Source organism: Stenotrophomonas sp. GD03654, assembly GCF_029845105.1.
Classification (GTDB): Bacteria; Pseudomonadota; Gammaproteobacteria; order Xanthomonadales; family Xanthomonadaceae; genus Stenotrophomonas; species Stenotrophomonas africana.
On sequence record NZ_JAOCLC010000042.1, the window covers coordinates 14,052 to 36,588 of the forward strand.

At 66.2% G+C, this 22,537-nt stretch carries 30 protein-coding genes and 1 tRNA gene; 12 read left to right on the forward strand and 19 right to left on the reverse strand.

Features of this window, described 5'->3' with window-relative positions; genetic code table 11:
• Nucleotides 1-72: 72 nt before the first annotated feature.
• Nucleotides 73-738 (forward strand): HNH endonuclease, encoded by a 666-nt coding sequence (locus N5J73_RS15480; protein WP_019336875.1) that lies wholly within the window; start codon nucleotides 73-75, stop codon nucleotides 736-738.
• 105 nt (nucleotides 739-843) lie between these two features.
• Nucleotides 844-2,751, forward strand: coding sequence for a 1-deoxy-D-xylulose-5-phosphate synthase (gene dxs, locus N5J73_RS15485; RefSeq protein ID WP_049445810.1), 1,908 nt, complete (start codon nucleotides 844-846; stop codon nucleotides 2,749-2,751).
• A gap of 109 nt (nucleotides 2,752-2,860) precedes the next feature.
• Here the strand turns inward: dxs and N5J73_RS15490 are convergent, their stop codons facing one another.
• The 3 genes from N5J73_RS15490 to N5J73_RS15500 all read right to left on the reverse strand — a co-directional run bounded on the left by N5J73_RS15490 (nucleotide 2,861) and on the right by N5J73_RS15500 (nucleotide 4,136).
• A complete protein-coding gene (locus N5J73_RS15490; RefSeq protein WP_005417823.1) occupies nucleotides 2,861-3,064 on the reverse strand; it encodes a hypothetical protein in 204 nt (67 codons plus the stop codon).
• Nucleotides 3,065-3,231: 167 nt separating this feature from the next.
• On the reverse strand, nucleotides 3,232-3,798 hold the full coding sequence (locus N5J73_RS15495) for a DUF3011 domain-containing protein (RefSeq protein WP_005414052.1): 567 nt from the start codon (nucleotides 3,796-3,798) through the stop codon (nucleotides 3,232-3,234).
• Between the two features lie 131 nt (nucleotides 3,799-3,929).
• The gene (locus N5J73_RS15500; RefSeq protein WP_049445794.1) at nucleotides 3,930-4,136 is read right to left on the reverse strand and encodes a hypothetical protein; all 207 of its coding nucleotides are present in this window, start codon (nucleotides 4,134-4,136) and stop codon (nucleotides 3,930-3,932) included.
• A 403-nt stretch (nucleotides 4,137-4,539) separates the two neighbouring features.
• Between N5J73_RS15500 and N5J73_RS15505 the strand changes: the two genes are divergently transcribed.
• The 4 genes from N5J73_RS15505 to N5J73_RS15520 all read left to right on the forward strand — a co-directional run bounded on the left by N5J73_RS15505 (nucleotide 4,540) and on the right by N5J73_RS15520 (nucleotide 6,075).
• Nucleotides 4,540-4,824 carry a hypothetical protein gene (locus tag N5J73_RS15505; RefSeq protein ID WP_049445791.1) on the forward strand — a complete coding sequence of 95 codons (285 nt, stop codon included), beginning with the start codon at nucleotides 4,540-4,542 and terminating at the stop codon, nucleotides 4,822-4,824.
• Nucleotides 4,825-4,836: 12 nt separating this feature from the next.
• Nucleotides 4,837-5,070 (forward strand): DUF1653 domain-containing protein, encoded by a 234-nt coding sequence (locus tag N5J73_RS15510; RefSeq protein ID WP_049445789.1) that lies wholly within the window; start codon nucleotides 4,837-4,839, stop codon nucleotides 5,068-5,070.
• Between the two features lie 86 nt (nucleotides 5,071-5,156).
• Nucleotides 5,157-5,729: a TetR/AcrR family transcriptional regulator gene (locus N5J73_RS15515; protein ID WP_049445787.1), complete on the forward strand. Its 573-nt coding sequence runs from the start codon at nucleotides 5,157-5,159 to the stop codon at nucleotides 5,727-5,729.
• A gap of 13 nt (nucleotides 5,730-5,742) precedes the next feature.
• Nucleotides 5,743-6,075, forward strand: coding sequence for an SMR family transporter (locus tag N5J73_RS15520; protein ID WP_049445782.1), 333 nt, complete (start codon nucleotides 5,743-5,745; stop codon nucleotides 6,073-6,075).
• Nucleotides 6,076-6,097: 22 nt separating this feature from the next.
• Here N5J73_RS15520 and N5J73_RS15525 read toward each other — a convergent pair whose 3' ends face one another.
• Entirely contained in the window at nucleotides 6,098-6,271 is a 174-nt protein-coding gene (locus N5J73_RS15525; protein WP_006380555.1) for a DUF1328 domain-containing protein, read from the reverse strand.
• A 94-nt stretch (nucleotides 6,272-6,365) separates the two neighbouring features.
• A complete protein-coding gene (locus N5J73_RS15530) occupies nucleotides 6,366-7,007 on the reverse strand; it encodes a LysE family translocator (protein WP_049445780.1) in 642 nt (213 codons plus the stop codon).
• Between the two features lie 155 nt (nucleotides 7,008-7,162).
• Here N5J73_RS15530 and N5J73_RS15535 point away from each other — a divergent pair, with 155 nt between their 5' ends.
• Entirely contained in the window at nucleotides 7,163-7,855 is a 693-nt protein-coding gene (locus tag N5J73_RS15535) for an aspartate/glutamate racemase family protein (protein WP_049445808.1), read from the forward strand.
• Between the two features lie 24 nt (nucleotides 7,856-7,879).
• Here N5J73_RS15535 and N5J73_RS15540 read toward each other — a convergent pair whose 3' ends face one another.
• A complete protein-coding gene (locus tag N5J73_RS15540; RefSeq protein ID WP_012511691.1) occupies nucleotides 7,880-8,275 on the reverse strand; it encodes a hypothetical protein in 396 nt (131 codons plus the stop codon).
• 242 nt (nucleotides 8,276-8,517) lie between these two features.
• Here N5J73_RS15540 and N5J73_RS15545 point away from each other — a divergent pair, with 242 nt between their 5' ends.
• Together N5J73_RS15545 and N5J73_RS15550 are read left to right on the forward strand one after the other, a co-directional pair.
• Nucleotides 8,518-9,027 (forward strand): DUF3011 domain-containing protein, encoded by a 510-nt coding sequence (locus tag N5J73_RS15545; protein ID WP_049445778.1) that lies wholly within the window; start codon nucleotides 8,518-8,520, stop codon nucleotides 9,025-9,027.
• An 86-nt stretch (nucleotides 9,028-9,113) separates the two neighbouring features.
• On the forward strand, nucleotides 9,114-9,563 hold the full coding sequence (locus tag N5J73_RS15550) for a GNAT family N-acetyltransferase (RefSeq protein ID WP_049445775.1): 450 nt from the start codon (nucleotides 9,114-9,116) through the stop codon (nucleotides 9,561-9,563).
• Here the strand turns inward: N5J73_RS15550 and N5J73_RS15555 are convergent.
• The 11 genes from N5J73_RS15555 to thrS all read right to left on the reverse strand — a co-directional run bounded on the left by N5J73_RS15555 (nucleotide 9,542) and on the right by thrS (nucleotide 17,992).
• A complete protein-coding gene (locus N5J73_RS15555; protein WP_049445773.1) occupies nucleotides 9,542-9,883 on the reverse strand; it encodes a phosphotyrosine protein phosphatase in 342 nt (113 codons plus the stop codon). The two genes, N5J73_RS15550 and N5J73_RS15555, sit on opposite strands and share 22 nt — an antisense overlap.
• On the reverse strand, nucleotides 9,880-10,080 hold the full coding sequence (locus N5J73_RS15560) for a hypothetical protein (RefSeq protein ID WP_014037933.1): 201 nt from the start codon (nucleotides 10,078-10,080) through the stop codon (nucleotides 9,880-9,882). The genes N5J73_RS15555 and N5J73_RS15560 overlap by 4 nt, the downstream gene beginning before the upstream one ends.
• Before the next feature lie 117 nt (nucleotides 10,081-10,197).
• Nucleotides 10,198-10,274 (reverse strand) — tRNA-Pro (locus tag N5J73_RS15565).
• A gap of 68 nt (nucleotides 10,275-10,342) precedes the next feature.
• Entirely contained in the window at nucleotides 10,343-10,699 is a 357-nt protein-coding gene (locus N5J73_RS15570) for a MerR family transcriptional regulator (protein WP_005410431.1), read from the reverse strand.
• Nucleotides 10,680-10,979 (reverse strand): integration host factor subunit alpha, encoded by a 300-nt coding sequence (locus N5J73_RS15575; protein ID WP_005410432.1) that lies wholly within the window; start codon nucleotides 10,977-10,979, stop codon nucleotides 10,680-10,682. The genes N5J73_RS15570 and N5J73_RS15575 overlap by 20 nt, the downstream gene beginning before the upstream one ends.
• A 27-nt stretch (nucleotides 10,980-11,006) precedes the next feature.
• Nucleotides 11,007-13,388 (reverse strand): phenylalanine--tRNA ligase subunit beta, encoded by a 2,382-nt coding sequence (gene pheT / locus N5J73_RS15580; RefSeq protein ID WP_049445806.1) that lies wholly within the window; start codon nucleotides 13,386-13,388, stop codon nucleotides 11,007-11,009.
• Between the two features lie 87 nt (nucleotides 13,389-13,475).
• Complete coding sequence (locus tag N5J73_RS15585) at nucleotides 13,476-14,471, reverse strand: phenylalanine--tRNA ligase subunit alpha (RefSeq protein ID WP_005417865.1); 996 nt, start codon at nucleotides 14,469-14,471, stop codon at nucleotides 13,476-13,478.
• Between the two features lie 193 nt (nucleotides 14,472-14,664).
• Nucleotides 14,665-15,024: a 50S ribosomal protein L20 gene (rplT, locus tag N5J73_RS15590; RefSeq protein WP_005410435.1), complete on the reverse strand. Its 360-nt coding sequence runs from the start codon at nucleotides 15,022-15,024 to the stop codon at nucleotides 14,665-14,667.
• Between the two features lie 11 nt (nucleotides 15,025-15,035).
• Nucleotides 15,036-15,233: a 50S ribosomal protein L35 gene (gene rpmI, locus N5J73_RS15595; RefSeq protein ID WP_005410436.1), complete on the reverse strand. Its 198-nt coding sequence runs from the start codon at nucleotides 15,231-15,233 to the stop codon at nucleotides 15,036-15,038.
• Between the two features lie 266 nt (nucleotides 15,234-15,499).
• Entirely contained in the window at nucleotides 15,500-16,027 is a 528-nt protein-coding gene (infC, locus tag N5J73_RS15600) for a translation initiation factor IF-3 (protein ID WP_075076340.1), read from the reverse strand.
• 63 nt (nucleotides 16,028-16,090) lie between these two features.
• Nucleotides 16,091-17,992 carry a threonine--tRNA ligase gene (gene thrS, locus N5J73_RS15605; RefSeq protein WP_049445772.1) on the reverse strand — a complete coding sequence of 634 codons (1,902 nt, stop codon included), beginning with the start codon at nucleotides 17,990-17,992 and terminating at the stop codon, nucleotides 16,091-16,093.
• Between the two features lie 427 nt (nucleotides 17,993-18,419).
• On the opposite strand from thrS, the gene N5J73_RS15610 reads away from it, so the two are divergent.
• The 3 genes from N5J73_RS15610 to N5J73_RS15620 are packed head-to-tail and all read left to right on the forward strand — an operon-like array spanning nucleotide 18,420 to nucleotide 20,549.
• Complete coding sequence (locus tag N5J73_RS15610) at nucleotides 18,420-18,716, forward strand: hypothetical protein (RefSeq protein ID WP_049445770.1); 297 nt, start codon at nucleotides 18,420-18,422, stop codon at nucleotides 18,714-18,716.
• On the forward strand, nucleotides 18,716-18,979 hold the full coding sequence (locus tag N5J73_RS15615) for a hypothetical protein (RefSeq protein WP_049445768.1): 264 nt from the start codon (nucleotides 18,716-18,718) through the stop codon (nucleotides 18,977-18,979). Before N5J73_RS15610 ends, N5J73_RS15615 begins: the two co-directional genes overlap by 1 nt.
• Nucleotides 18,980-18,989: 10 nt before the next feature.
• Nucleotides 18,990-20,549, forward strand: a complete 1,560-nt coding sequence (locus N5J73_RS15620; RefSeq protein ID WP_049445766.1) for a PepSY-associated TM helix domain-containing protein — start codon at nucleotides 18,990-18,992, stop codon at nucleotides 20,547-20,549.
• Between the two features lie 130 nt (nucleotides 20,550-20,679).
• Here the strand turns inward: N5J73_RS15620 and N5J73_RS15625 are convergent, their stop codons facing one another.
• Nucleotides 20,680-21,072 carry a VOC family protein gene (locus N5J73_RS15625; RefSeq protein ID WP_049445764.1) on the reverse strand — a complete coding sequence of 131 codons (393 nt, stop codon included), beginning with the start codon at nucleotides 21,070-21,072 and terminating at the stop codon, nucleotides 20,680-20,682.
• A gap of 90 nt (nucleotides 21,073-21,162) precedes the next feature.
• The gene (locus tag N5J73_RS15630) at nucleotides 21,163-22,353 is read right to left on the reverse strand and encodes a glycoside hydrolase family 18 protein (protein ID WP_049445762.1); all 1,191 of its coding nucleotides are present in this window, start codon (nucleotides 22,351-22,353) and stop codon (nucleotides 21,163-21,165) included.
• Between the last annotated feature and the right edge of the window lie 184 nt (nucleotides 22,354-22,537).

The following is a 22,537-nucleotide window of genomic DNA, read 5'->3' on the forward strand; positions in this document are numbered from 1 at the left end:
ATCATTGCGATTTGGCATCGCCCTCGGGGCGATACCCAAATCGCAATGATTCAGGTATAAGCTGTTCTCCCGATGGAGACAGACACTACACGCTTGGGTCTGATCGAAGCCGGAGCTCCGTTTTCTGCTCCGGGCGCCGAAGCATCGCCCAACGCCACGACGCTGCATCGCCCCGGCTCGGTCCGGCTGCTCTCGCTTGATGCCCACGGGCGCGTACTGGACTGGATCACCTGGCAGGACGCGGCGTGCCTCTACGCCCGCGAAGCCGTCGCCTGGACGCTCGGCGATCCCTGCCTGCACATCCACGGCGGCACCAACCGCTTCAGTGGCCTGCAGAGCGGGATGGACCTGCACCCGATCATCGCCGCCCGCGGCCACGCCCGCTCCCGCGCGATCGACCCGACGCCGAACCTGACCAACCCGGCCCTGTTCGCCCGCGACGCCCATCTATGCATGTACTGCGGCCAGCAGTTCAACCGCCCTACGCTCACCCGCGACCACGTCATGCCACTGTCCAAGGGCGGCCTGGACTGCTGGGAAAACGTGGTCACCGCCTGCTTCCACTGCAACTCGCGCAAGAGCGACCGCACCCCGCAGCAGGCCGGAATGCCGCTGCTGGCGGTGCCTTACCGGCCCAGCTGGATCGAACACCTGATCCTGTCCAACCGCAACATTCTGGCCGACCAGATGGCCTTCCTGAAGGCGCAATTGCCGAAGCGTTCAAAACTGAGCACCTGAATCGCTGAAAATGCAACCCTCACCGTCCTGTCACGGGCGGCGGCGTTTGCTTGCCCCACCCCCGTTTGAGGGCGAAAATGGGCGTTCAGAACAAGTGCGAACATGATGATCGACTCTGCCCGCTATCCCCGCCTCGCGCGCATCCAGACACCGGATGACCTGCGCACGTTCGACGAATCCGAATTGAGGGCGGTCGCCGACGAACTGCGCGCCTACCTCATCGAATCGGTGGGCAAGAGCGGCGGCCACTTCGCCGCCGGCCTGGGCGTGATCGAACTCACCGTGGCCCTGCACTACCTGTACCAGACCCCGCAGGACCAGCTGGTCTGGGACGTCGGTCACCAGACCTACCCGCACAAGATCCTGACCGGTCGCCGCGACGAGATCCACACCGTCAAGCAGAAGGACGGCGTAGCGCCGTTCCCGAAGCGTGAAGAGAGCGAGTACGACACCTTCGGCGTCGGCCATTCGTCGACCTCGATCTCGGCCGCACTCGGCATGGCCATCGCCCGCCAGTCCGAAGGCGACAACCGCCAGGTCGTTGCGGTGATCGGTGACGGTGCAATGACCGCCGGCATGGCCTTCGAAGCGCTGATGCACGCCGGCGGCATGGAACCCGAGCCGAACCTGCTGGTGATCCTCAACGACAACAACATGTCGATCTCCGAGGCGGTCGGCGGCCTGACCAAGATGCTCGGCCGTGCCACCGGCAGCCGCACGCTCAATGCACTGCGCGAAGGCGGCAAGAAGATCCTCGGCGACAAGAAGAACAACCCCGCGCGCTTCGTGAAGCGCTGGGAAGAACACTGGAAGGGCATGTTCGTGCCCTCCACCATGTTCGAGGAAATGGGCTTCCACTACACCGGCCCGATCGACGGCCACGACATGCCCGCCCTGCTGTCCACGCTGAAGACGCTGCGCGCCTCCAAGGGCCCGAAGCTGCTGCACGTGATGACCACCAAGGGCAAGGGCTATGAGCCGGCCGAGGGCGACCAGATCGGTTACCACGCCGTCGGTCCGTTCGATCCGGACAAGGGCCTGGTGGCCAAGGCCGGTGCCAAGAAGCCAACCTACACCGATGTGTTCAGCGACTGGCTGTGCGATGCCGCCGCCGCCGAGCCGCGCCTGTACGGCATCACCCCGGCGATGCGCGAAGGCTCCGGCCTGGTGCGTTTCAGCAAGGAATACCCGCAGCGCTATTTCGACGTAGCGATCGCCGAGCAGCACGCGGTCACCCTCGCCGCCGGCATGGCGACCCAGGGTGGCAAGCCAGTGGTGGCGATCTACTCCACCTTCCTGCAGCGCGCGTACGACCAGTTGGTGCACGACGTGGCCATCCAGGACCTGGACGTGCTGTTCGCCATCGACCGCGCCGGTGTGGTCGGCCCGGACGGTGCGACCCACGCCGGCAACCTCGACCTGAGTTTCCTGCGCTGCGTGCCGAACATGGTGGTGATGGCGCCATCCAATGAAGCCGAGTGCCGCCAGATGCTCAGCACCGGCCTGCAGCACCCGGGCCCGGCCGCCGTGCGCTATCCGCGCGGCACCGGCACCGGCGTGGCTGCCGGCACCGATCTGTCCACCCTGCCGATCGGCAAGGGCGAGCTGCGTCTGCAGGGCAGTCGCATCGCCCTGCTCGCCTTCGGCAGCACCGTGGCCGCCGCCGAACAGGTCGGCCGCGAACTGGGCCTGAGCGTGGTCAACATGCGTTTCATCAAGCCGCTGGACCGCGAGCTGGTGCTGGCTGTCGCCGCCCAGCACGAGGGGCTGGTGACGATCGAAGACAACGTGGTGGCCGGTGGCGCCGGCTCCGGCGTCGGTGAGCTGCTCAATGCCGAAGGCGTGCTGCGCCCGATCCTGCACCTGGGCCTGCCCGACAGCTACCAGCACCACGCCAGCCGCGAGGACCTGCTGGCCGAAGCCGGCATCGACGCCGCAGGCATCCGCGCGGCGGTACTCAAGCGCTGGCCACAGCTGGGCGCAGGAACCCCACCGCTCAGCGCGGCAGGCTGAGGCCGATCACTAGATCACTACCCAGTGGATCCAGCATGGCGTGGATCCACTGCGGAACAGGGGTCGATCCACGCCATGCGTGGATAACGAGCTCCGGAAGCCCCAACCCTCAGCCGTAGCTGACCGCTTCCACGAACGCGCCGCTGGCCTCCACCCGCACCGCAGCGCGCTGCCCGGTGTCGACAAAGTGGAGGCGTGCAAGGGTTTCAGCGAAATCGTACGCCCGGGCACCATCGCGGAACTCGATCGGTTCCGGCCGGTCCGGGTGCAGCACGCGCCATTGGCGTTGCTCGCATTGCAGGCGGATCAACATGCAGCTCACTCCTTGAGGCAGCGTATCGACGGTAGCGGGACGGGCGTGCCGGTTACGGCAGACTTCATCACGAGGGATCAGGGGCACGCAGAGGTGCCCTGATCGCAGAAGATACGACGTTCAAAATGTGAGCTGTATCAGATTATTCTGATTTTCGAGTGGCGTACTCAATTCACCTGGAATTGCGCCCGGCAGCCGTCGCTGACCCAGATGCCACGACGGTCCCAGCCCCAGGTCTGGCCCTCGATGCAGGCGCTGCGTGAATCCTGGCGGACCAGGCGCACGCCACGACGGATGCGGGCATCGCAGTACTCCTGGCGGTGGCCATTGGAATGACAAGTGATCACCTCACCACCGCCCCAACCGTTTCCGTTTCCGTTGCCGTTGCCCCAGCCGCCTCCGTTGCCCCAGCCACCGCCACGACGATACTCGCCAACGAACTCGGCGCGACAGCCCTGGGTCACCCAGACGCCGTAGCGCGACTGGCCCCACGTCTCACCTTCCACGCAGGGTGAACCGGACAACTGGCGGATCATCCGCGCCCGGCCTTCAAGACGGCACTCGTTGCTGCGGTTCTTGATCGATTCGCAGCGCACGATGCCGCTGCCTTCGCGGCCGCCGTAGCGGTCATCGTCATAGCCGTAGCCATAGCTCTGCGCCTGGGCGCCACCCGCCGCCGCCAGCATTGGCAGCAGGGTGCAGGCCAGGGTGCGCCAGGTGAGTGCCTTGCCCATCGAGATCTCCAGATGAATACGATGGCGCAAGCATCCGGGATTCGCGGCACGGCGCACAGGGGGGCGCGTGACGGCGGTTTTTCCCCATTCAAACAACGCAACCGTAGCTGACTGCACCACGGCGGTCGGCGTCAGTCTCCGACGTGAAGGGCATCCACCGTGCTGCCGAGCGCCTCGACCCGCACCGTGCTGCGCTGGCCGGTGCGACGGTGGTGCTCGAGGGCCCGCGCCGCGGCGACATCGAAAGCCTCGGCGCCCCGCGCATAACGGGTGGCGTCATGCGCATGCGGATCCAGCACGGACCAGTGCCGGGCGTTGCATTGAACGGTAATGACCATGAGGGGCTCCTGCGGTTGGAAGGATGCGACGGCAGGCGGACGGGCCACGTACCGATACACCTTCAGGCTAGCGATCACCTCAGGGATGGCCCATCAGATTTGTACGAAAATGCCGCGCCCTCTGGTCAGCCCTTCCCTGCCCTCACATCCCTGAGCCCGTTTAGCCTGTTCTTTCCGTGATCCTTGTCACGGAGTCAGCAGAGCTTCACACTATCGTCACCAACAGGGGCCCCTTCCACATGCGCACCTTCTTCTCCCAGCAGCGTTGGACGCTGCTGAAGTTCTACTTCGTCGCCAGCTACCTCGTCCTGATCGAGGAACTGATCCGCGCCGCCCTGCACTGAGCACTTGCTGCCGTTTTTCCTGCGGCCGACACTGTTGCTTTAGGCACGGAGCTTCGCCGATGAAATCCCTTCTTCTGATTCCAGCCCTGCTGGTCCTGGCCGCCTGTGCCAGCCCGGACAAGGCGCCCACGCACGCCGAAGCGGCAGCCACGTCGCCAGCCACGCCGGTGGTCGGCGGTGATCGCGATGCGCATGGCTGCATCGGTTCGGCCGGCTACCAGTGGTGCGAGCACAGCCAGCGTTGTGAGCGCCCGTGGGAACTGGCGCAGGCGCAGGGCCTGGCGAATACCGCCGAAGCCATCGACGCCTATTGCGCAAAGCCGGCCAGCCCGGCGCGCAAGTGAGTCGCTTCCACCATGGCTGAGCTGAGCCCGCTACCAACGCTGGCCCCGGGCCGCTACCGCCACTTCAAGGGCGGCGAGTACGAAGTACTCGAGATCGTCCGCAGCAGTGAGACCCTGCAACCGATGGTGCTGTACCGCGCGCTGTATGGCGAAGGTGGTCTGTGGGTACGCCCCTATGCCATGTTCGTCGAGCAGGTGCCGGGCGAGCACGGACCGCAACCGCGTTTCGCCCGCATCGACGCATGACGGTTCCGCTGCCGGTCCAGGCCGGCAGCGCGGTAACGCAGCGGGCCTGCGCTACAATCGTACCGTCCAGTCGGTTTCTTCCTGCCATGTCCGCATCCCCTTCCCGTTCGCGCCGCAAGGCGCCCGACAGCGTGCGCCAGTCACTGCTGCAGGCCACCATTGAAGTGATCGGCGGTCATGGCCTGGCCGCGCTGACCGTGCAGGACGTCGCGCAGGCCGCCGGTGTCAGCAAGGGTGCGTTGTTTCATCATTTCAGCAGCAAGCAGGCACTGGTGGATGAAGCCATCGGAGCGCTCATCGGCGAGTTCGAAGCGCGGGTACGTGCCCTGCTGCAGGAAAACCCCGAAGGCCATGGCCGTTTCAGCCGCGCTTATGTGCAGGCCAATTTCGAGCATCTGCTGCAGCAGGAACAGGACAACGACATCGGCCTGACCCTGGGCAACCTGATGGAGCCGGCCCTGCTGGCGCACTGGCGCGACTGGAAGCGCGCGATGCTGGCCGAGTTTCCCGGCGAGGCCACCGACCCTCGCCTGTACGCTGCGCGCTGTGCGGCGGATGGTTACTGGGCCACCGCTTACGGCCGGCCACTGAACGAAGAAGAGCGCATCAATGCACTGGCGATGGCCGAGCAGGCCCTGAAGCTGTGCGATCCTCTGTAAGCCGGAGCCCGCGATGAATCCCTACGCCTATCTCGCCGCCGCGATCGTGCTGGAAGTGATCGCCACGTCGCTGCTGAAGGCCTCCGACGGTATGAGTCGACTGGCGCCGACACTGGGCGCGCTGGTCGGCTACGGACTGTGCTTCTACCTGCTGTCGGTGACCATGAAGTCGATCCCGACCGGCATCGCCTACGCCATCTGGTCCGGCGTCGGCATCGTGCTGATCTCGCTGATCGGGCTGATGGTGTTCAAGCAGCGCCTGGATGCACCGGCGTTGATCGGCATCGGCCTGATCTGCGCCGGCGTACTGGTAATCAACCTGTTCTCGCGCAGCAACGCACACTGAGCACGCTGCTGCGCGACACACGCTAGCTGACCTTCTTCGCTACGGTCATGCCGAGCAGGAACAGCACCACCGCGATGATGATGCCGGCCCAGAACAGGAACTTGGCGATGCCGACCGCAGCGCCGGCAATGCCGCCAAAGCCGAGCACGCCGGCAATGACGCCGATGATGGCGAAGATGATGGCCCATTTGATCATGTCAAACCTTTCCCCGCAGGGACTGCGTACTGGATGATCAGGCTAGGCCGTAGCCGATGCCGCAGTCGTGAACAGGCCGCGTGCGCGGCGTGAATCAACGCGGACGGAAGCGCAGCAGCGCGACGGCAAACGCCAGGAACACGCTGCCCACCAGCCGCTCGAACCAGCGTCGTGCGAACGGCTTGGCCAGCCAACGGCGCAGGCCATGGCCACCGGCTGCATACATTACGTACCAGAACAGTTCGCAGGCGGCGAAGGTGGTCACCAGCACGCTGTACTGCAGCGCCTGGCCACGGGACGGATCGACGAACTGCGGCAGGAACGCCGCCGCGAACAGCAGCAGCTTGGGATTGCTCAGACCCACCAGAAGGCCACCACGGAACACCTTCCACGCGCCCAGCGACGCCGCAACCGGCAGCGCGGCATCGACCGTCACCGGTGGTGCTGGCCGGCAACTGTCACGCCATGCCTTCAGGCCCAGCCAGGCCAGATAGGCCACGCCCAGATAACGCAGCATCTCGAACAGCATCGGCGAGGAATGCAGCAACGCACTCAGGCCCGCTGCGGAGGCCGCCAGCACCAGCAGCATCGCCAGCAGGCAGCCGGCCATCGCCGGCACGCTGCCGCGGAAGCCGAGCCCGACGCTGCGGCCGAGGATATGCAGCATGTTCGGCCCCGGCGTGCCACACAGAACGAACACCGTGGCGAGGAACCACCACCAGGTATGCAGGGCCATAGCGCACATCCACTTCAGAAGACCCAACCAGCATAGAGTGTGCCTGCAGCGCGCGGCACATACACCACAACATGGATATGGTGGTTACAGATCGCCGGCGTCGGCAACCGGGCACCATCTGTGCTGCAATGAGGGTTCCTGGCTTGGAGCTGCGCATGAAAACCCTCGGCCTGATCGGCGGCATGAGCTGGGAAAGCTCGGCCCAGTACTACCGGCTCATCAACGAGGACGTGCGGCAGCGCCTCGGTGGCGCACATTCGGCACAACTGCTGCTGTGGTCGGTGGATTTCGCCGGCATCAAGCAGCTGCAGCATGACGGCGACTGGGCTGCACTGGGCGACCACATGGTTGACGCCGCACGGCGCCTGCAGGCCGGTGGCGCCGATCTGCTGCTGGTCTGCACCAATACCATGCACAAGCTGGCTGACCGCATCGAGGCAGCCTGCCCACTGCCGCTGCTGCATATCGCCGACCCCACCGCCCAGGCCATCGTGCAGGCAGGCGCACGCAAGGTGGGCCTGCTTGGCACCGCCTTCACCATGGAGCAGGACTTCTACCGCGGCCGGCTGCAGGATCGCTTCGGCCTGGAGGTGCTGGTGCCCGGTGCCGATGACCGGTGCAGCGTGCACGACATCATCTACCAGGAGCTGATTGCCGGCGTGGTCAGCGAACAGTCACGACAGATCTATGCCGGCGTGATCGCGCGACTGGTGGCGCGCGGTGCCGAAGCGATCATTCTTGGCTGCACCGAGATCATGCTGCTGGTACGCCCGGAGGACAGTGCAGTGCCGCTGTTCGATACCACTGCCCTGCATGCGCGGGCTGCGGTGGACGCAGCACTGGCTTGAATCGCTGCGCGCCGGAGCGCGGAATCAGTCCGCGCCCTGCACTTCCAGCGCGGTGATCAGCCACTCGACCACCGCCTGTGAATCGCACAGGAAGAAGATGGCGTCACCGGAGCGCGCTTCGGTAAGCAGCCGATAGACCGTGATCGCCACCGCCGACTGGTTGGCGATGAACACTTCCGGGCTGCGCGGCCCTTCACTGTGCCCGGCAACGGCATGCAATGCCTTGCGCGCAGCCACGGTGGCAGCCGGGTCCGCGCTACGGGTCAGTTCCGGCCCGCGCAGGCCCCAGGCGATGAACACATGCTTGCCCTTGAACGTAGTGTCCAGGACCCGCACCTCGGCGCCACCTGCGTCGGCCGAGCGATGAATGACGGTACTGCTGATCAACGCAACCCCCTGTGGTCGTCGTGGTCCGCGCATCCTCCCCCACAGGCCGCCCGCACACCAGTGACGGCAGCCACAGGCTGCGCCGACCGACGTGGGAGACATGTAAGAAGGTGTAAACCGATGCGATCGGATGTGCAGCGATGATACGGGATGTAAGCCTCTGCATGGGCCCGTGCGCACTACTAAATCCCTACTGAGCCAGTTCCGGAACGATGCGTTCCGACGGTCCCGTGCTGGGTCATTCTTGCCGCCCGAATCCCCGCTCGAGGCTCCCCATGACCCTTCGCCCGCTGCTGCCGATCACCGGCGCCGCCCTTGCCCTGCTGCTGGCCGCCACCGCCGTGGCCGCCCAGGACTACGACACTGATCACATTCCAGTGCTGCGCTGCGAATCCCAGTTCAACAAGACCGAGCAATGCCCCATCGAGGGTCCGATGCGTCTGGCCAGGCAGCTGTCGGTGACCCGTTGCGTGGAAGACCAGAACTGGGGCCAGAGCCGGCGCATGCTGTGGGTGACCGACGGCTGCCGCGCCGAGTTCGTCGCCGACGAACATGGCCGCTGGCCGCGTCGTGGCCGCGGCCGTGATCGCGACAACGAGGGTGAACGCCTGGTCTGCGAGTCCTACGAGAACAAGGACAAGGAGTGCCGGATTCGCGTGCGCCACGAGGTCCGGCTGGTCAAGCAGAAATCGGTGACGACCTGCATCGAGGACCGTAACTGGGGCTGGGACCGCCGCGGCGTGTGGGTCAGCGACGGCTGCCGTGCCGAGTTTCGTGTGTATTGACTGCCGACCACACGCTGGCTGTGGCGGATGCGCAGATACGGCCGACGTGACCGATAGACTGGGCGCACCCAGCCCTGGAGCCTTCGATGCTGCCGCCCGCCCCCTCCTCGACCATGCTGTATATCCGCGAGGCGATGCCCGACGACGTTCCCGCGCTGATCGCGCTCGACAGCGTTGCGGCCCACGACCCGCGACGGGCACGGCAGATCCCCGACTGGCTGGCCGGCGGTGGCGTGCATGTGGGCGAACGGGCCGGCCAGCTGGCCGGTTACCTGGTCATCCACCATCACTTCTTCGGCGAAGCCTTCGTCGAGATGCTGATGGTGGCGCGCGAACAACGCAGCCAGGGCGTGGGTGCCGCCCTGCTGCGCCATGCCATCGCGCTGCAGGGCCAAGGCAAGCTGTTCACTTCGACCAATGCCTCCAATACCGGTATGCAGCGCCTGCTCGCCGCTTCGGGTTTCATCGACAGCGGCATCGTGCATGGACTGGACGAAGGAGATCCGGAGCTGATCTACCGCTTTGCCGGCAGCTGACCGAGATATGCGGCCACCTTGGCCTCCAGCAGGTCCATCAACAACGGATCCATGCAGCGATAGTCGTCGGCGATGTCCAGGCAATGCAGCCGCTTGTGTTCCAGCAGGCGCGCGTATGCGGCCTGCAGGCGATGCTGGTGCTTGGCTTCCATCACGAGGATGACATCGGCCCAGCGGATATCCGCCGGACCGATGGGGCGTCGTGCATGCGGGCTGGTGCCGGCCGACAGCGCGGCGAAGCCGGGCCGCCGTCGCCACATGGCTTCGGCGGTCGGGCTGCGCAGCTGGTTACGGCTGCAGACGAACAGCAGGTTGATCATTCCTGTTCCTGCAGTTGGCGGGCACTGAGGACCGGATAGGTGAAACCCAGCTGGCGTGCACGCGCGAGCTTGGCATCGCGCGTATACAGCAGCTTCCAGTTCTTCTCGGGCTTGTAGCTGTACGCGGTCGTGGCGCGGTCGCCACCGCGGTTGCGGGCCTGGCTGCGGCGCCAGGCACGGTTTCTTGCAGATTCCATGATGTGTTCTCGTGAGTACCGGGTTCAGCAGCCGCGGTAGTACGAGTGGCGCGCAGCATACACCGCACGCACAAAAAAGCCCACGCATCGCTGCGCGGGCTTCTTGATTCATCACAGTGGTCGGGACGGCCGGATTCGAACCGACGACCCTCTGCCCCCCAGGCAGATGCGCTACCAGGCTGCGCTACGCCCCGACTGATGCTGCGATGTGCCCGCCAGTGCGGCGGGCCGTGAAGTATAGCGGATTACGATGGAAATGGGATCAGCGGCGCAACAACTGCAGCACTTCTTCCAGCTCCATGCGTACCTGCTTGATGATCTGGTTGCTCAGCGCCGATTCCTCGCGGGCATCGGGGCCGTCCAGACGCAGGCGTGCACCACCGATGGTGTAGCCCTGTTCGTACAGCAGGCTGCGGATCTGCCGCACCATCAGCACGTCATGGCGCTGGTAGTAGCGGCGGTTGCCTCGGCGCTTGGCCGGCTCAAGGCTGGGAAACTCGGTCTCCCAGTAGCGCAGGACGTGCGGCTTGACGTCGCACAGCTCGCTGACTTCACCGATGGTGAAGTAGCGCTTGGCCGGGATCGGCGGTAGTTCGCGGTTACTGCCCGGATCCAGCATAAGCTTCCACCCTCTCCTTGAGCTTCTGGCCCGGACGGAAGGTGACCACCGTACGGGCGGAAATCGGAATTTCCTCGCCGGTCTTGGGGTTACGGCCCGGGCGCTGGTTCTTGCGCCGCAGATCGAAATTACCGAAGCCCGACAGCTTCACCTGACGTCCCTGTTCCAATGCTTCACGCAGCACATCGAAAAACGCGTCGACGAATTCCTTGGCTTCCCGCTTGTTCAGACCGACTTCGTCGAACAGCTTCTCCGCCATCTCCGCCTTGGTCAATGCCATTGCCTGCTACCCCCGAGTGCTGCCCGCTCAGCCGCGGATCCGGGCGTGATGTTCACGCTCGATGGCAGTGACCGCCTCGGCCACCACCGCATCCACGTCGCGGTCCGTCAGAGTGCGCGACTTGTCCTGCAAAATCAAGCCCATAGCGAGACTCTTGAACCCCGGCTCGACACCCTGACCGACGTAGCGGTCGAACAGGTTCAGGTCGCGCAGCAGCGGACCGGCGGCCTGGCGGACGGTGGCGGCCAAGTCGGCCCAGGCCACCTGTTCAGGCACCAGGAATGCCAGGTCGCGACGCACCGCCGGGAAGCGCGACAGCTCGCCGGCACGCGGCAGGCGACGGGCGGTCAGCGGCTCCAGGTCCAGCTCGAAGGCGTAGACGTCGGCTTCGATGTCCATTGCCTTGGCCAAGCGCGGGTGAATCTGACCGATCCAGCCGATCGCCACGCCATCGCGGAATACTTCGGCTGAACGCACCGGGTGGCCATAGGGTCGGGCCGACGGGCGGAACGCCAACTGCGCGCCACTGGCGGCCGCCAGCGATTCCAGGTCGCCCTTCAGGTCATGGAAGTCGACCTTGCGGGTCGGCAGGCCCCACTGCACCGCCTGCGCCTCGCCGCAGACCGCAGCGGCCACACGCGGGGTTTCCAGCGGTGCCGGTTGGCCGTCTCCGGCCTGCTGGGCGAACACGCGGCCGAGCTCGAACAGGCGCACGCGGCCCAACTGGCGGGCGGCGTTGCGGCCCAACGTGGCGACCAGGCCCGGCAGCAGCGACGGGCGCATCACTGCCAGTTCGGCCGACAGCGGGTTGGCCAGCGGGACCAGGCCGTCGCGCAGCTTCCACTGGGTCAGCAGCGCGTCGTCGACGAAGGCGAAATTTACGGTTTCCTGCTGGTCACGGGCGATCAGCTGGCGGCGCACGCTCAGCGCGTCCAGCTGCGTCTCGCTCGGCATCGCCACGCGCGAGGCACCGCCCGGCAGCGTGGTCGGGATCTGCTCGTAACCGTGGATGCGCGCGAGTTCCTCGATCAGGTCCTCTTCGATGGCGATGTCGAAGCGGCGGCTCGGCGCGACCACCTGCCAGCCGTCGGCGGTGGCGACCACGTCCATGCCCAGCGCGCGCAGGATGCGCTCGACTTCAGCATCGTCGATGGTGATGCCGAGCACGCGGGTGATGCGGGCGCGGCGCAGCAGGATCGTCGCCGGCTTCGGCAGGTCGTCGGCGCGCACGGCCTCGGTGACCGGCGCCGGGGTACCACCGGCCAGTTCCAGCACCAGGCGGGTGGCGTATTCGATGGCGGTGCGCGGCAGCGCCGGGTCGACGCCGCGCTCGAAGCGGTGGCCTGCATCGGTGTGCAGGCCCAGTTTGCGGCCACGGCCCATGATCGCGGCCGGCGCAAAGTGCGCGGCTTCCAGGAACACGGCGGTGGTGGCGTCGGTGACACGGGTGTCGAAGCCGCCCATCAGGCCGGCCAGGCCAACCGCACGGTCAGCATCGGTCACCACCAGGAAGCTGTCATCCAGCGTGGCATCACGGCCATCCAGCAGCTTCAGCGTCTCGCCCGCGCGCGAACGACGCACGGCGATGCTGCCCTGCAGGGTGCCGAGGTCGTAGGCGTGCATCGGCTGGCCCAGCTCCAGCATCACGTACTGGGTGATGTCGACCAGCAGCGAGACCGGACGCACGCCGCTGCGGCGCAGGCGCTCGGCCATCCACAGCGGGGTGCTGGCGGCGGCGTTGACGCCTTCGATGACGCGGCCCAGGTAACGCGGCGCTTCAGCGCCAGCGTCGAGCTGGATGGCCAGCTCACGGCTGCCGACCGCCGGAATGGCGTCGGCCGCGAAGTCCAGCACTTCGCTGCGGGTGGCGGCGGCGACGTCGTAGGCGATGCCGCGCAGGCTGAAGCAGTCGGCGCGGTTCGGGGTCAGCTTGATCTCGATGCTGGCGTCCGGCAGGCCGAGGTACTCGACCAGGGTCTGGCCCACCGGTGCGTCGTCCGGCAGTTCCAGCAGGCCGGAGGCATCATTGTCCAGGCCCAGCTCCTTGGCCGAGCAGAGCATGCCGTTGGACTCGACGCCGCGCAGTTTGGCTGGCTTGATCTTCAGTTCACCGATCTGCGCCCCGACCATCGCCAGCGGCGCGACCAGGCCCGGGCGCGCGTTCGGCGCACCGCAGACGATCTGCAGCAGCTCGCCCTGCCCGGCATCGACCCTGCACACCTGCAGGCGGTCGGCTTCCGGATGGCGTACTGCGTCGACGATGCGTGCCACGACCACGTGATCGAGGCCTTCGCCCAGCGCAGTCACCTCTTCCACTTCCAGACCGATGGCGGTCAGCACCGCGCTCAGTTCATCGCGCGAGGCGGAGGTCGGGACGTGGCTGCGCAGCCAGTTTTCGGAGAATTTCATGGTGTCACCCTGGTGGGCCCGGCGCATGCGCCTGGGCCTGCGAATTTAGGAGCAGCCGAGCATGGCTCGGCTCTACATGGTTGCGGCTTATGCGAACTGCTTCAGGAACCGCACGTCGTTCTCGAAGAACGCGCGCAGATCGTTGACGCCGTAGCGCAGCATCGCGAAACGCTCCACGCCCATGCCGAAGGCAAACCCGGTGTAGCGCTCCGGATCGATGCCGACATTGCGCAGCACGTTCGGATGCACCATGCCGCAGCCAAGCACTTCCAGCCAGCGGGTGCTGCCATCGGGCTGCTGCCAGGCGATGTCCACTTCCGCACCCGGTTCGACGAACGGGAAGTAGCTGGGGCGGAAGCGCATTTCGAAGTCGCGCTCGAAGAACGCGCGCACGAACTCGGCCAGCGTGCCCTTCAGGTCGGCGAAGGTCGAATGCTCGTCCACCAGCAGGCCTTCCACCTGGTGGAACATCGGCGAATGGGTCTGGTCGCTGTCGCTGCGGTACACCTTGCCGGCGGCGATCATGCGCAGCGGCGGCGCGTGGTCGCCCATGTAGCGCACCTGCACACCGGAGGTATGCGTGCGCAGCAGGCGGCCGTCGCCGAAGTAGAAGGTGTCGTGCATGGCGCGCGCCGGGTGGTGCGGCGGGAAGTTCAGCGCCTCGAAGTTGTGCCAGTCATCCTCGATCTCCGGCCCTTCCGACAGCTCGTAGCCCAGCCGGCCGAAGATGCCGGTGATGCGCTCGAGGGTGCGGGTGATCGGATGCAGGCCAGCACGGTCGCCGTTGCGGCCCGGCAGAGTGATGTCGATGGCTTCGGCGGCCAGGCGCGCATCCAGTGCCGCGTCTTCCAGCAGCGCCTTGCGCTCGCCCAGCGCGCGGGTCAGCGCGTCGCGGGCCTGGTTGATCGCTTCACCGGCGGCCTTGCGCTCGTCGGCCGGCAGGGCGCCGAGCTGCTTGAGCTGCGAGGTGATGCTGCCACTCTTGCCAAGCAGGGCCACGCGCAGCTGTTCCAGCACGTCGGGGCTCTGTGCGGCGGCCACATCGGCCAGCGCCTGGGTGGTGAGGGATTGGATGTCGCTCATGGGGGGCCGGAACTCCAGTCGATCTGCCATCGCGATGCGCGAAGGGCCGACCCCTGTCGCCACCGCCGTCCCCGCGCTGCCGCCATGGCCTCGCCGGGACCCAAAAAAGAATGGGGAAGGACTTGCGCCCTTCCCCATGCATTGCCTTGACCTGACACCGTTCCGAGTGAACGGTTACGGCATCGGGAAGGACTTATGCCGCCAGCGCGCCCTTGGCCTTTTCGGCCAGCGCGGCAAAACCGGCTGCGTCGTGCACGGCGATGTCAGCCAGGACCTTGCGATCCAGGGTGATGCCGGCCTTCAGCAGACCGTTCATGAAGCGGCTGTAGCTCAGGCCGTTGATGCGGGCAGCCGCATTGATACGGGTGATCCACAGCGAACGGAAGTTGCGCTTCTTCTGCTTACGGCCGATGTAGGCGTACTGCTGTGCCTTGATGACCGCCTGCTTGGCGACGCGGAAGACCTTGCGACGGGCGTTGTAATAGCCCTTGGCGAGATCCAGAATCTTCTTGTGGCGGCGACGCGCCTGTACGCCACGCTTAACTCGTGCCATTTTTCAGTTCCTCAGAGGTAAGGGAGCATGCGGTCCAGACGGCCTGCGTCTTCTGCACGGACATGGCCCGTCTGACGCAGATTACGCTTACGCTTGGTCGCTTTCTTCGTGAGGATGTGGCTACGGTTGGCGTGGCCGCACTTGTACTTGCCCGAGGCGGTCTTGCGGAAACGCTTGGCCGCTGCCCGGTTGGTCTTGATCTTGGGCATTGCAATGTCCTTGATGGGATATGACCCTGGTTTCTGACTGATCTGGCGGCGGCCTGGGCCGCTCTTTCCGTCCTGCCATGATCGGCGTACGACCCGTCCTGGGTGGGTCGAGCCGGGCATGATACAGGCAAAACCGCCCTGCCACCAGCCCCTGCAACCCTTTCGCCGGCAATTCACCGGCCTGCCGCAAAAGCAAAGGGACGCCAATGGCGCCCCTTTGCCCTGAACCATTCAGCCAGGCGCCCCGGAAGGCGGCCCGTCAGGCCTCAGGTCTTCTTCTTCGGCGCGATCATCATGACCATCTGACGCCCTTCCAGGCGCGGACGGGATTCAATGACGATGTCCTCGCCCAGATCGGTCTCGATCCGGTTGGCCATTTCGCGACCCAGTTCCTGGTGGCTCATTTCACGGCCACGGAAACGGATGTTGACCTTGATCTTGTCGCCTTCTTCAAGGAACCCGCGCATCTTGCGCAGCTTGATCTGGTAGTCGCCCTCGTCCGTGACCGGACGGAACTTCACTTCCTTGATCTCGACCTGCTTGGTCTTCTTCTTGGCCTCGCTGGCCTTCTTCTGCGCTTCGAACTTGAACTTGCCGAAGTCCATGATCTTGCAGACCGGCGGATCGGCCTGCGGCTGGATTTCGACCAGGTCCAGGCCTTCATCTTCGGCCATGGACAGCGCTTCGTCGCGCGACAACACGCCGATCATTTCACCGTCACTGCCGATCACGCGGACGCGCGGCACACGGATTTCCTGATTCTTGCGGTTCTGTTTGTTGTCAGGGGTGCTGATATTACGTTCTCCCAAGGGTATCGAACCGGTCCGGGTGCCTGTGCCCCCGGACCGGACCTTTGCTTACGCGCCCTCGGCCTGGAGCCGCTCGATGAAGGCCTGCAGGCTCATGCTGCCCAGGTCTTCGCCAGAACGCGTACGCACCGCCACAGCCCCATTCTCCTTCTCGCGGTCACCAATGACCAGCAGGTAGGGCACGCGCTGCAACGTATGCTCACGGATTTTATAGCCGATCTTCTCGTTACGCAAATCCGAGCTGACGCGGAAGCCTTGCTCCGCAAGGGTTTTGGTCACGCCCGAGACGTAGTCGGCCTGGGCGTCGGTGATGTTGGCCACCACCACCTGGGTCGGCGCCAGCCAGGCCGGGAACTGGCCGGCATGGTGCTCGATCAGGATGCCCAGGAAGCGCTCCATCGAGCCGACGATGGCGCGGTGCAGCATGACCGGATGCTTCTTCTGGCTGTTTTCGTCCACGTACTCGGCGCCAAGGCGGCCCGGCATCATGAAGTCGACCTGCATGGTGCCCAGCTGCCAGGTACGGCCGATGGCATCCTTCAGGTGGTACTCGATCTTCGGGCCGTAGAAGGCACCCTCGCCCGGCAGCTCCTGCCATTCCACGCCACAGGCGGACAGTGCCGAACGCAGTGCGCCCTCGGCCTTGTCCCAGGTGGCATCGTCGCCCAGACGCGATTCCGGACGCAGCGCGATCTTGATCTGGATCTCATCGAAACCGAAGTGCTGGTAGACCGCCAGCGCCTGCTGGTGGAAGGCAGTCACTTCCGACTCGATCTGGCTCTCGGTGCAGAACACGTGGCCGTCGTCCTGGGTGAAACCACGCACGCGCAGGATGCCGTGCAGCGCGCCGGACGGCTCGTTGCGGTGGCAGGAACCGAACTCACCGTAGCGGATCGGCAGGTCGCGGTAGCTGTGCAGGCCCTGGTTGAACACCTGGATGTGGCCCGGGCAGTTCATCGGCTTGACCGCGTAGGTGCGCTTCTCCGACTCGGTGAAGAACATGTTGTCCTGGTAGTTGTCCCAATGGCCGGACTTCTTCCACAGGCTCACGTCCAGGATCTGCGGGCAGCGCACTTCGCCGTAGCCGCTGTTGCGGTAGACCTTGCGCATGTACTGCTCGACCACCTGCCACAACGCCCAGCCCTTCGGGTGCCAGAACACCAGGCCCGGCGCTTCTTCCTGCAGGTGGAACAGGTCCTGCTGCTTGCCGATGCGGCGGTGGTCGCGCATCTCGGCTTCCTCGATGCGCTTGATGTACGCCTCGAGCTGCTTCTTGTCGGCCCAGGCGGTGCCGTAGATGCGCTGCAGCTGTTCGTTCTGCGCGTCACCGCGCCAGTAGGCGCCGGAGATGCGGGTCAGCTTGAAGGCCTTCAGGAAGCGCGTGTTCGGCACGTGCGGGCCGCGGCACATGTCCACGTATTCCTGGTGGTAGTACATGCCCATCGCCTGGATGTCGTCGGACATGTCCTCGATCAGGCGCAGCTTGTAGTCCTCGCCACGGGCCTTGAAGATCTCGATCACTTCGGCGCGCGGCGTCACCTTCTTGATGACGTCGTAGTCCTGGGCGATCAGCTCGCCCATGCGCTTCTCGATCGCCGCCATGTCGTCCGGGGTGAACGGGCGCTCGGAGTAGATGTCGTAGTAGAAGCCCTCGGCGATCACCGGGCCGATCACCATCTTCACGTCCGGGTGCAGCTGCTTGACGGCGTGGCCGACCAGGTGGGCGCAGGAGTGGCGGATGATCTCCACACCCTCCTCGTCCTTGGCGGTAATGATGCGCAGGCTCGCATCGTGGTCGATGACGTCGCTGGCATCGACCAGCACGCCATCCACGGCACCGGCGATGGTGGCCTTGGCCAGTCCGGCGCCGATCGACTGGGCGACCTGCATGACGCTGACGGGGTTTTCGAATTCGCGGCGGCTGCCGTCGGGAAGAGTAATGTTGATCATCGCAGTGGCTTCGTGCGGGGCCCGCTGAGCGGGCTGGAAAGCGTTCCCGGGGCTGCGCCCGGGCAATAAAAAAGCGCCGCGAGGGCGCCTGGAACACAGGGCCTTCGGGGGCAGGTCAACAGTGGGCGGTGGTAGTGCTCATGTCGCACGCTCGGCCGGCGCTGGGCGCGGGCCACCTTGTTCCAGTCAGGGTTCTGCGATGATCTTAAACCAGTGCACGGGAAAGCCCAAGGCCCACCGTACGGTCCCCTGAATGGGTCTCGCTGGCGGCGTGAAATGGCAATGATTACCATGTCGGCGCAGGCGCCTCGTGCCAGCCTGCCCGCTTTCCCCAGGACCCCGTGATGCGCCACCCGCTCCGACCGGCTCCCGCCGGCCCCGCCCGTGTCCCGCGTTCGCAGGCCCGCTGCCACGCTGGCCGCCCGCGATGATCACCGTCGGCCTTTCCACGCTCGGCTTCTGCAGCCTGGGCATGCTGGCAGCGATGTTCTCGGCGCTGGCCTTCTATGCCGCCTCGCCGCACTGCCGCTGGCCACGCCTGCGCCGCGCCGGCCGCCTCGGCCACCAGATCGGCCTGGTCGCCGCGGCTGCCGCGCTGTGGCTGTGGATGGCCGAGCTCGGCTTTGCCGCCGGCCTGGTGGCCATGCTGTGCACCTGGATGCTGGCGGCGATGCTGCTGCCGGCGCTGGCCGCCTGGCACCGCCCCGGCACGGAGTCACCCTGATGTGGCCGCGTGCCCTTGCCGGCATCATCGCCGGCTTCTTTCTGGCCGCAGCCGCCACCGGCCTGCTGGCGTGGCTGCCGCCCGGCCCGTGGCAGCGGGCGCTGGTGCCGACCCTGATCGCCTTCATCCCGCTGTGGATGCTGGCCGCCCTGTGGGCGTTCAGTTTCCGCAGTGCGCTGCGCGCCTGGCTGGTGCTGGCCGGCAGCGCGGCCACCGGTTTTGCCGTGCTCGGGCTGCTGCGCCTGACCGGCGCGGTGCAATGAGACCCCTCCCATGAAGTTCAGTTCGCAGACCCTGCGCACGTTTACCACCCTGCACACCTGGGTCGGCCTGGTCGCCGGCTTCGGCCTGTTCGTGGCCTTCTACGCGGGTGCGCTGACCCTGTTCCATCACGACCTGCCGCTGTGGCAGACCCCGGGCGCAGCCACCGCGCTGCCGGCGGGCCTGGACGACGCGCAGTATCTGCTGGAAGACGTACTGGCGGCACACCCGGAAGCCCGCCGCCACGTCGGCATGACCTTCCCCGGCGCCGAACATCCGCAGCCACTTGCGTACTGGCAGGCCGATGATGGCAGCTGGCGCTATGCCTGGCCCGGCCAGATCGCCGGCAGCACCACACCACCACAGACCGGACTGGCCGAGCTGGTCAACGAGCTGCATTACAGCCTCGGCCTGCCGGTGGCCGGCATCTACGTGATGGGCATCGTCAGCCTGCTGTATGGCATGGCGCTGCTGAGCGGCCTGGTGATCCACCTGCCGAAGCTGTTCAGTGATCTGTTCGCGCTGCGTCCGGGCCGCAACCTGAAGCAGCTGTGGCAGGACGCGCACAACGTGGTCGGCGTGCTCAGCCTGCCTTTCCACCTGATGTTTGCGGTGACCGGCGCCCTGCTCTGCCTGGTGTTCGTGCAGATGGCCCTGCTCAACCCGTTGATCTACGACGGCAAGGCCCTGCAGGCGGTGCCGACGGCGATGGACACCGCGCCCGTGCGCGAGGCCAGTGGCATTCCGGCGCCGCCGGGCAGCCTGCGCGTGCTGCATGCACGTGCGCTTGAAGTCGCCCGCGCACAGGGCGTGGCCAACTTCGAGCCGGCCTACCTGAAGCTGGCCAATGCCGGCGATGCCAATGCCACCATCGAGATCACCGGTGAATCCACCGGCACGCTCGGCCCGCTTGGCGCGGTGGCGCTGGACGTGACCACCGGCAACGTTCTGGCCTCGCAGCTACCGGGCCAGCGCGACGCCAACCATGCCACGCTCAGCGCAGCCTACGCGCTGCACTTCGGCGAATTCGGCAATGGCGTGGTGGTCTGGCTGTACTTCCTGCTCGGCCTCGGCGGTGCCTTCCTGTTCTACTCCGGCAACCTGTTGTGGATCGAATCGCGGCGCAGGCGCCGCCAGCCGCAGCAGCCGCGTGCCGGGGTGAACATGGCGCGGGCGACGGTCGGTGTGTGCATCGGCCTGTGCGTGGCGATCTCGGTCGCCTTCGTCACCGCACTGGTGCTGGAGCGGCTGGCGCCGACGGCGGTCGACCACGGCATCCGCTGGGCCTGCTTCGGCAGCTGGGCGGCCTGTGCGCTATGGGCCGCGCTGCGACGCCCGGCGCAGGCCGCACGCGAACTGCTGTGGGCGGCAGCGATCAGTACCGCGCTGGTGCCGGTGCTGCACGGCGCACTCAATGGCGACTGGCTGTGGCGTGCTGCGGGGCGTGGTCACTGGCCGCTGTTCTGGGTCGATGCCATCGCGCTGGCCATGGCCTTCGGCTTCGCCCGCCTGGCCGTCGCCAGCCAGCGCCGCGCCCGCAACGGCGACCCCAACAGCGTCTGGGCCAACTGAGCCTCCGCCGGGCATGGCCCGGCGCTACCTACCGTTGCGCGCAACGCCCCCTGTAGCGTCGAGCTTGCTCGACAGCTGTTGATTTCGCGCCAATGTAGAGTCGAGCTTGCTCGACGCTACCCAAGCAGGATCATGCCTCGCCGGGGTAACGACTCACTTCGATCAGGTTGCCATCCGGGTCGCGGAAATACACCGATTCGATCGGTCCCAGCGCGCCGGTGCGTGCGACCGGCCCCTCCTCCACCGCAACGGTCTGCGCCTGCAGGTGGGCCAGCACATCGACTGTCGCCGTACGCGTGACCAGGCACAGGTCGGCACTGCCCGGCGTGGGTCGCCGCGCATGCGGCTGCAGCGGTGCACTGGCCGGATGCAGATTGATCTTCTGCTGGCCGAACTGCAGCGCGGTACGGCCCGCACCGAAGCGCACGACCTGCATGCCGAGCACGCGCTGGTAGAAAGCACAGCTGCGTTCGATGTCGGCGACGGTGAGGACCAGGTGGTCCAAGCGTTCAAGATGGATCATGCCCACAGCGTAACGCTGCGGGCATGGACATGCTGTGCGGGGTTGGGTCGTTGACGTTGCGGCATTGCGCCGGACATCGCCTGATGCAGCTCAGTCGCCGATGCGCGCCTTCTGCCACGGGCCCAGCATGGCATTGAGCAGGCTGGCCTGTTCGTCGTCGCCGGTCAGCTCCCACATGAACACCCCGGCCAGGCCCTGCTCACGGGCGAACTGCGCACGCAGGCCGATCGAGCGCGGGTCTTCATAGCTGATGAAGATCTTCTGCCCGGCGTTGTACAGCCATGGGCTCTGCGCCTGCGGCTGCCAGTGCTTCGTCCAACCCGGCTGGTCGAGATAGCGTGCCTTGATCACCCGCCAGTCGCCGGCATCGGCCGGCGCACTGTAGGACTGGTACAGCCCATCCGGGGCATCGCCGGTGACCTTGAAGCCGCGCCCGTAGAACGGTACGCCCAGCACCAGCTTCTCGGCCGGCACGCCGTGCTCGCGGTAGTACTGCACCGCGCCGGCGACGTTGTTCCAGCGCCGCAGTTCCGGCGCCAGCGGATCAGCCGGCACTTCATGCAAGGGCGCGTTGAACGTCGACACTGCCGAGAAGCCGGTGCCCATGTCGTAGCTCATCAGGTTGATGAAATCGAACACCTTGGCCAGCGCCGGCAGGTCATAGCTCGCTGCTGGATCGTACGGGCCATCGGTCTGCAGGCGACCGGCGGCCAGCGCAGCGGTCAGCAGCATCGGCTGCCCCGCCTTGCGGCCGTGCGCGTCGAGTGCCACGCGAAACGCCTGCGCGAGCCGGGTCAGATTGGCACGGTCCTGCGGGCGATGCGCCAGCTCTTTCGGCCCGCCACTGACCGGGAATTCCCAGTCGATGTCCACGCCGTCGAAACTGCCGGGATGACGATCGAAGAACAGCGCCATGCACGAGTCCACCAGGCGCTTGCGGCTGGCCTCGGTCAGCGCTGCATCGGAGAACCCACCTGCGCCCCAACCACCGATCGAGATCAGCGTGCGCAGGTGCGGGTGCGCCTTCTTGAGTTCAGCCAGCGCGGCGAAGTTCTTCGGCGCCTCCGCACCGACCGTGCAGCGGCCGTCCTCAATGGTGGAGAACGCATAGAACAGATGGGTCAGGCGCTCGGCGGGAATGCTCGACACCGGGTAGCGCTCGGCCGAACCACCGGGGTAGTAGGCGCCGAAGATCGGCGCTTGCGCGGGCGCGGCGAGCGCGGCGATGGGCAAGGCACCGGCAATCAGCACGGCAAGAACGGCCACGGTCTGGCGGAACATGGGAACTCCCGGTTCGAAGGCGCCGCCACGTTAGCAAACCGATGGGGCCGCGGGACGGTTGTCGCGGCATGTCGTCCAGTGGACAGCAACGATCAGCCAGAGGGCGACAACGAGGCAGTCATGCCACTGCCATCACGCATTGCAGCAGGACACGCGCCGACGCAACGCACCCGCCCCCCTGCTT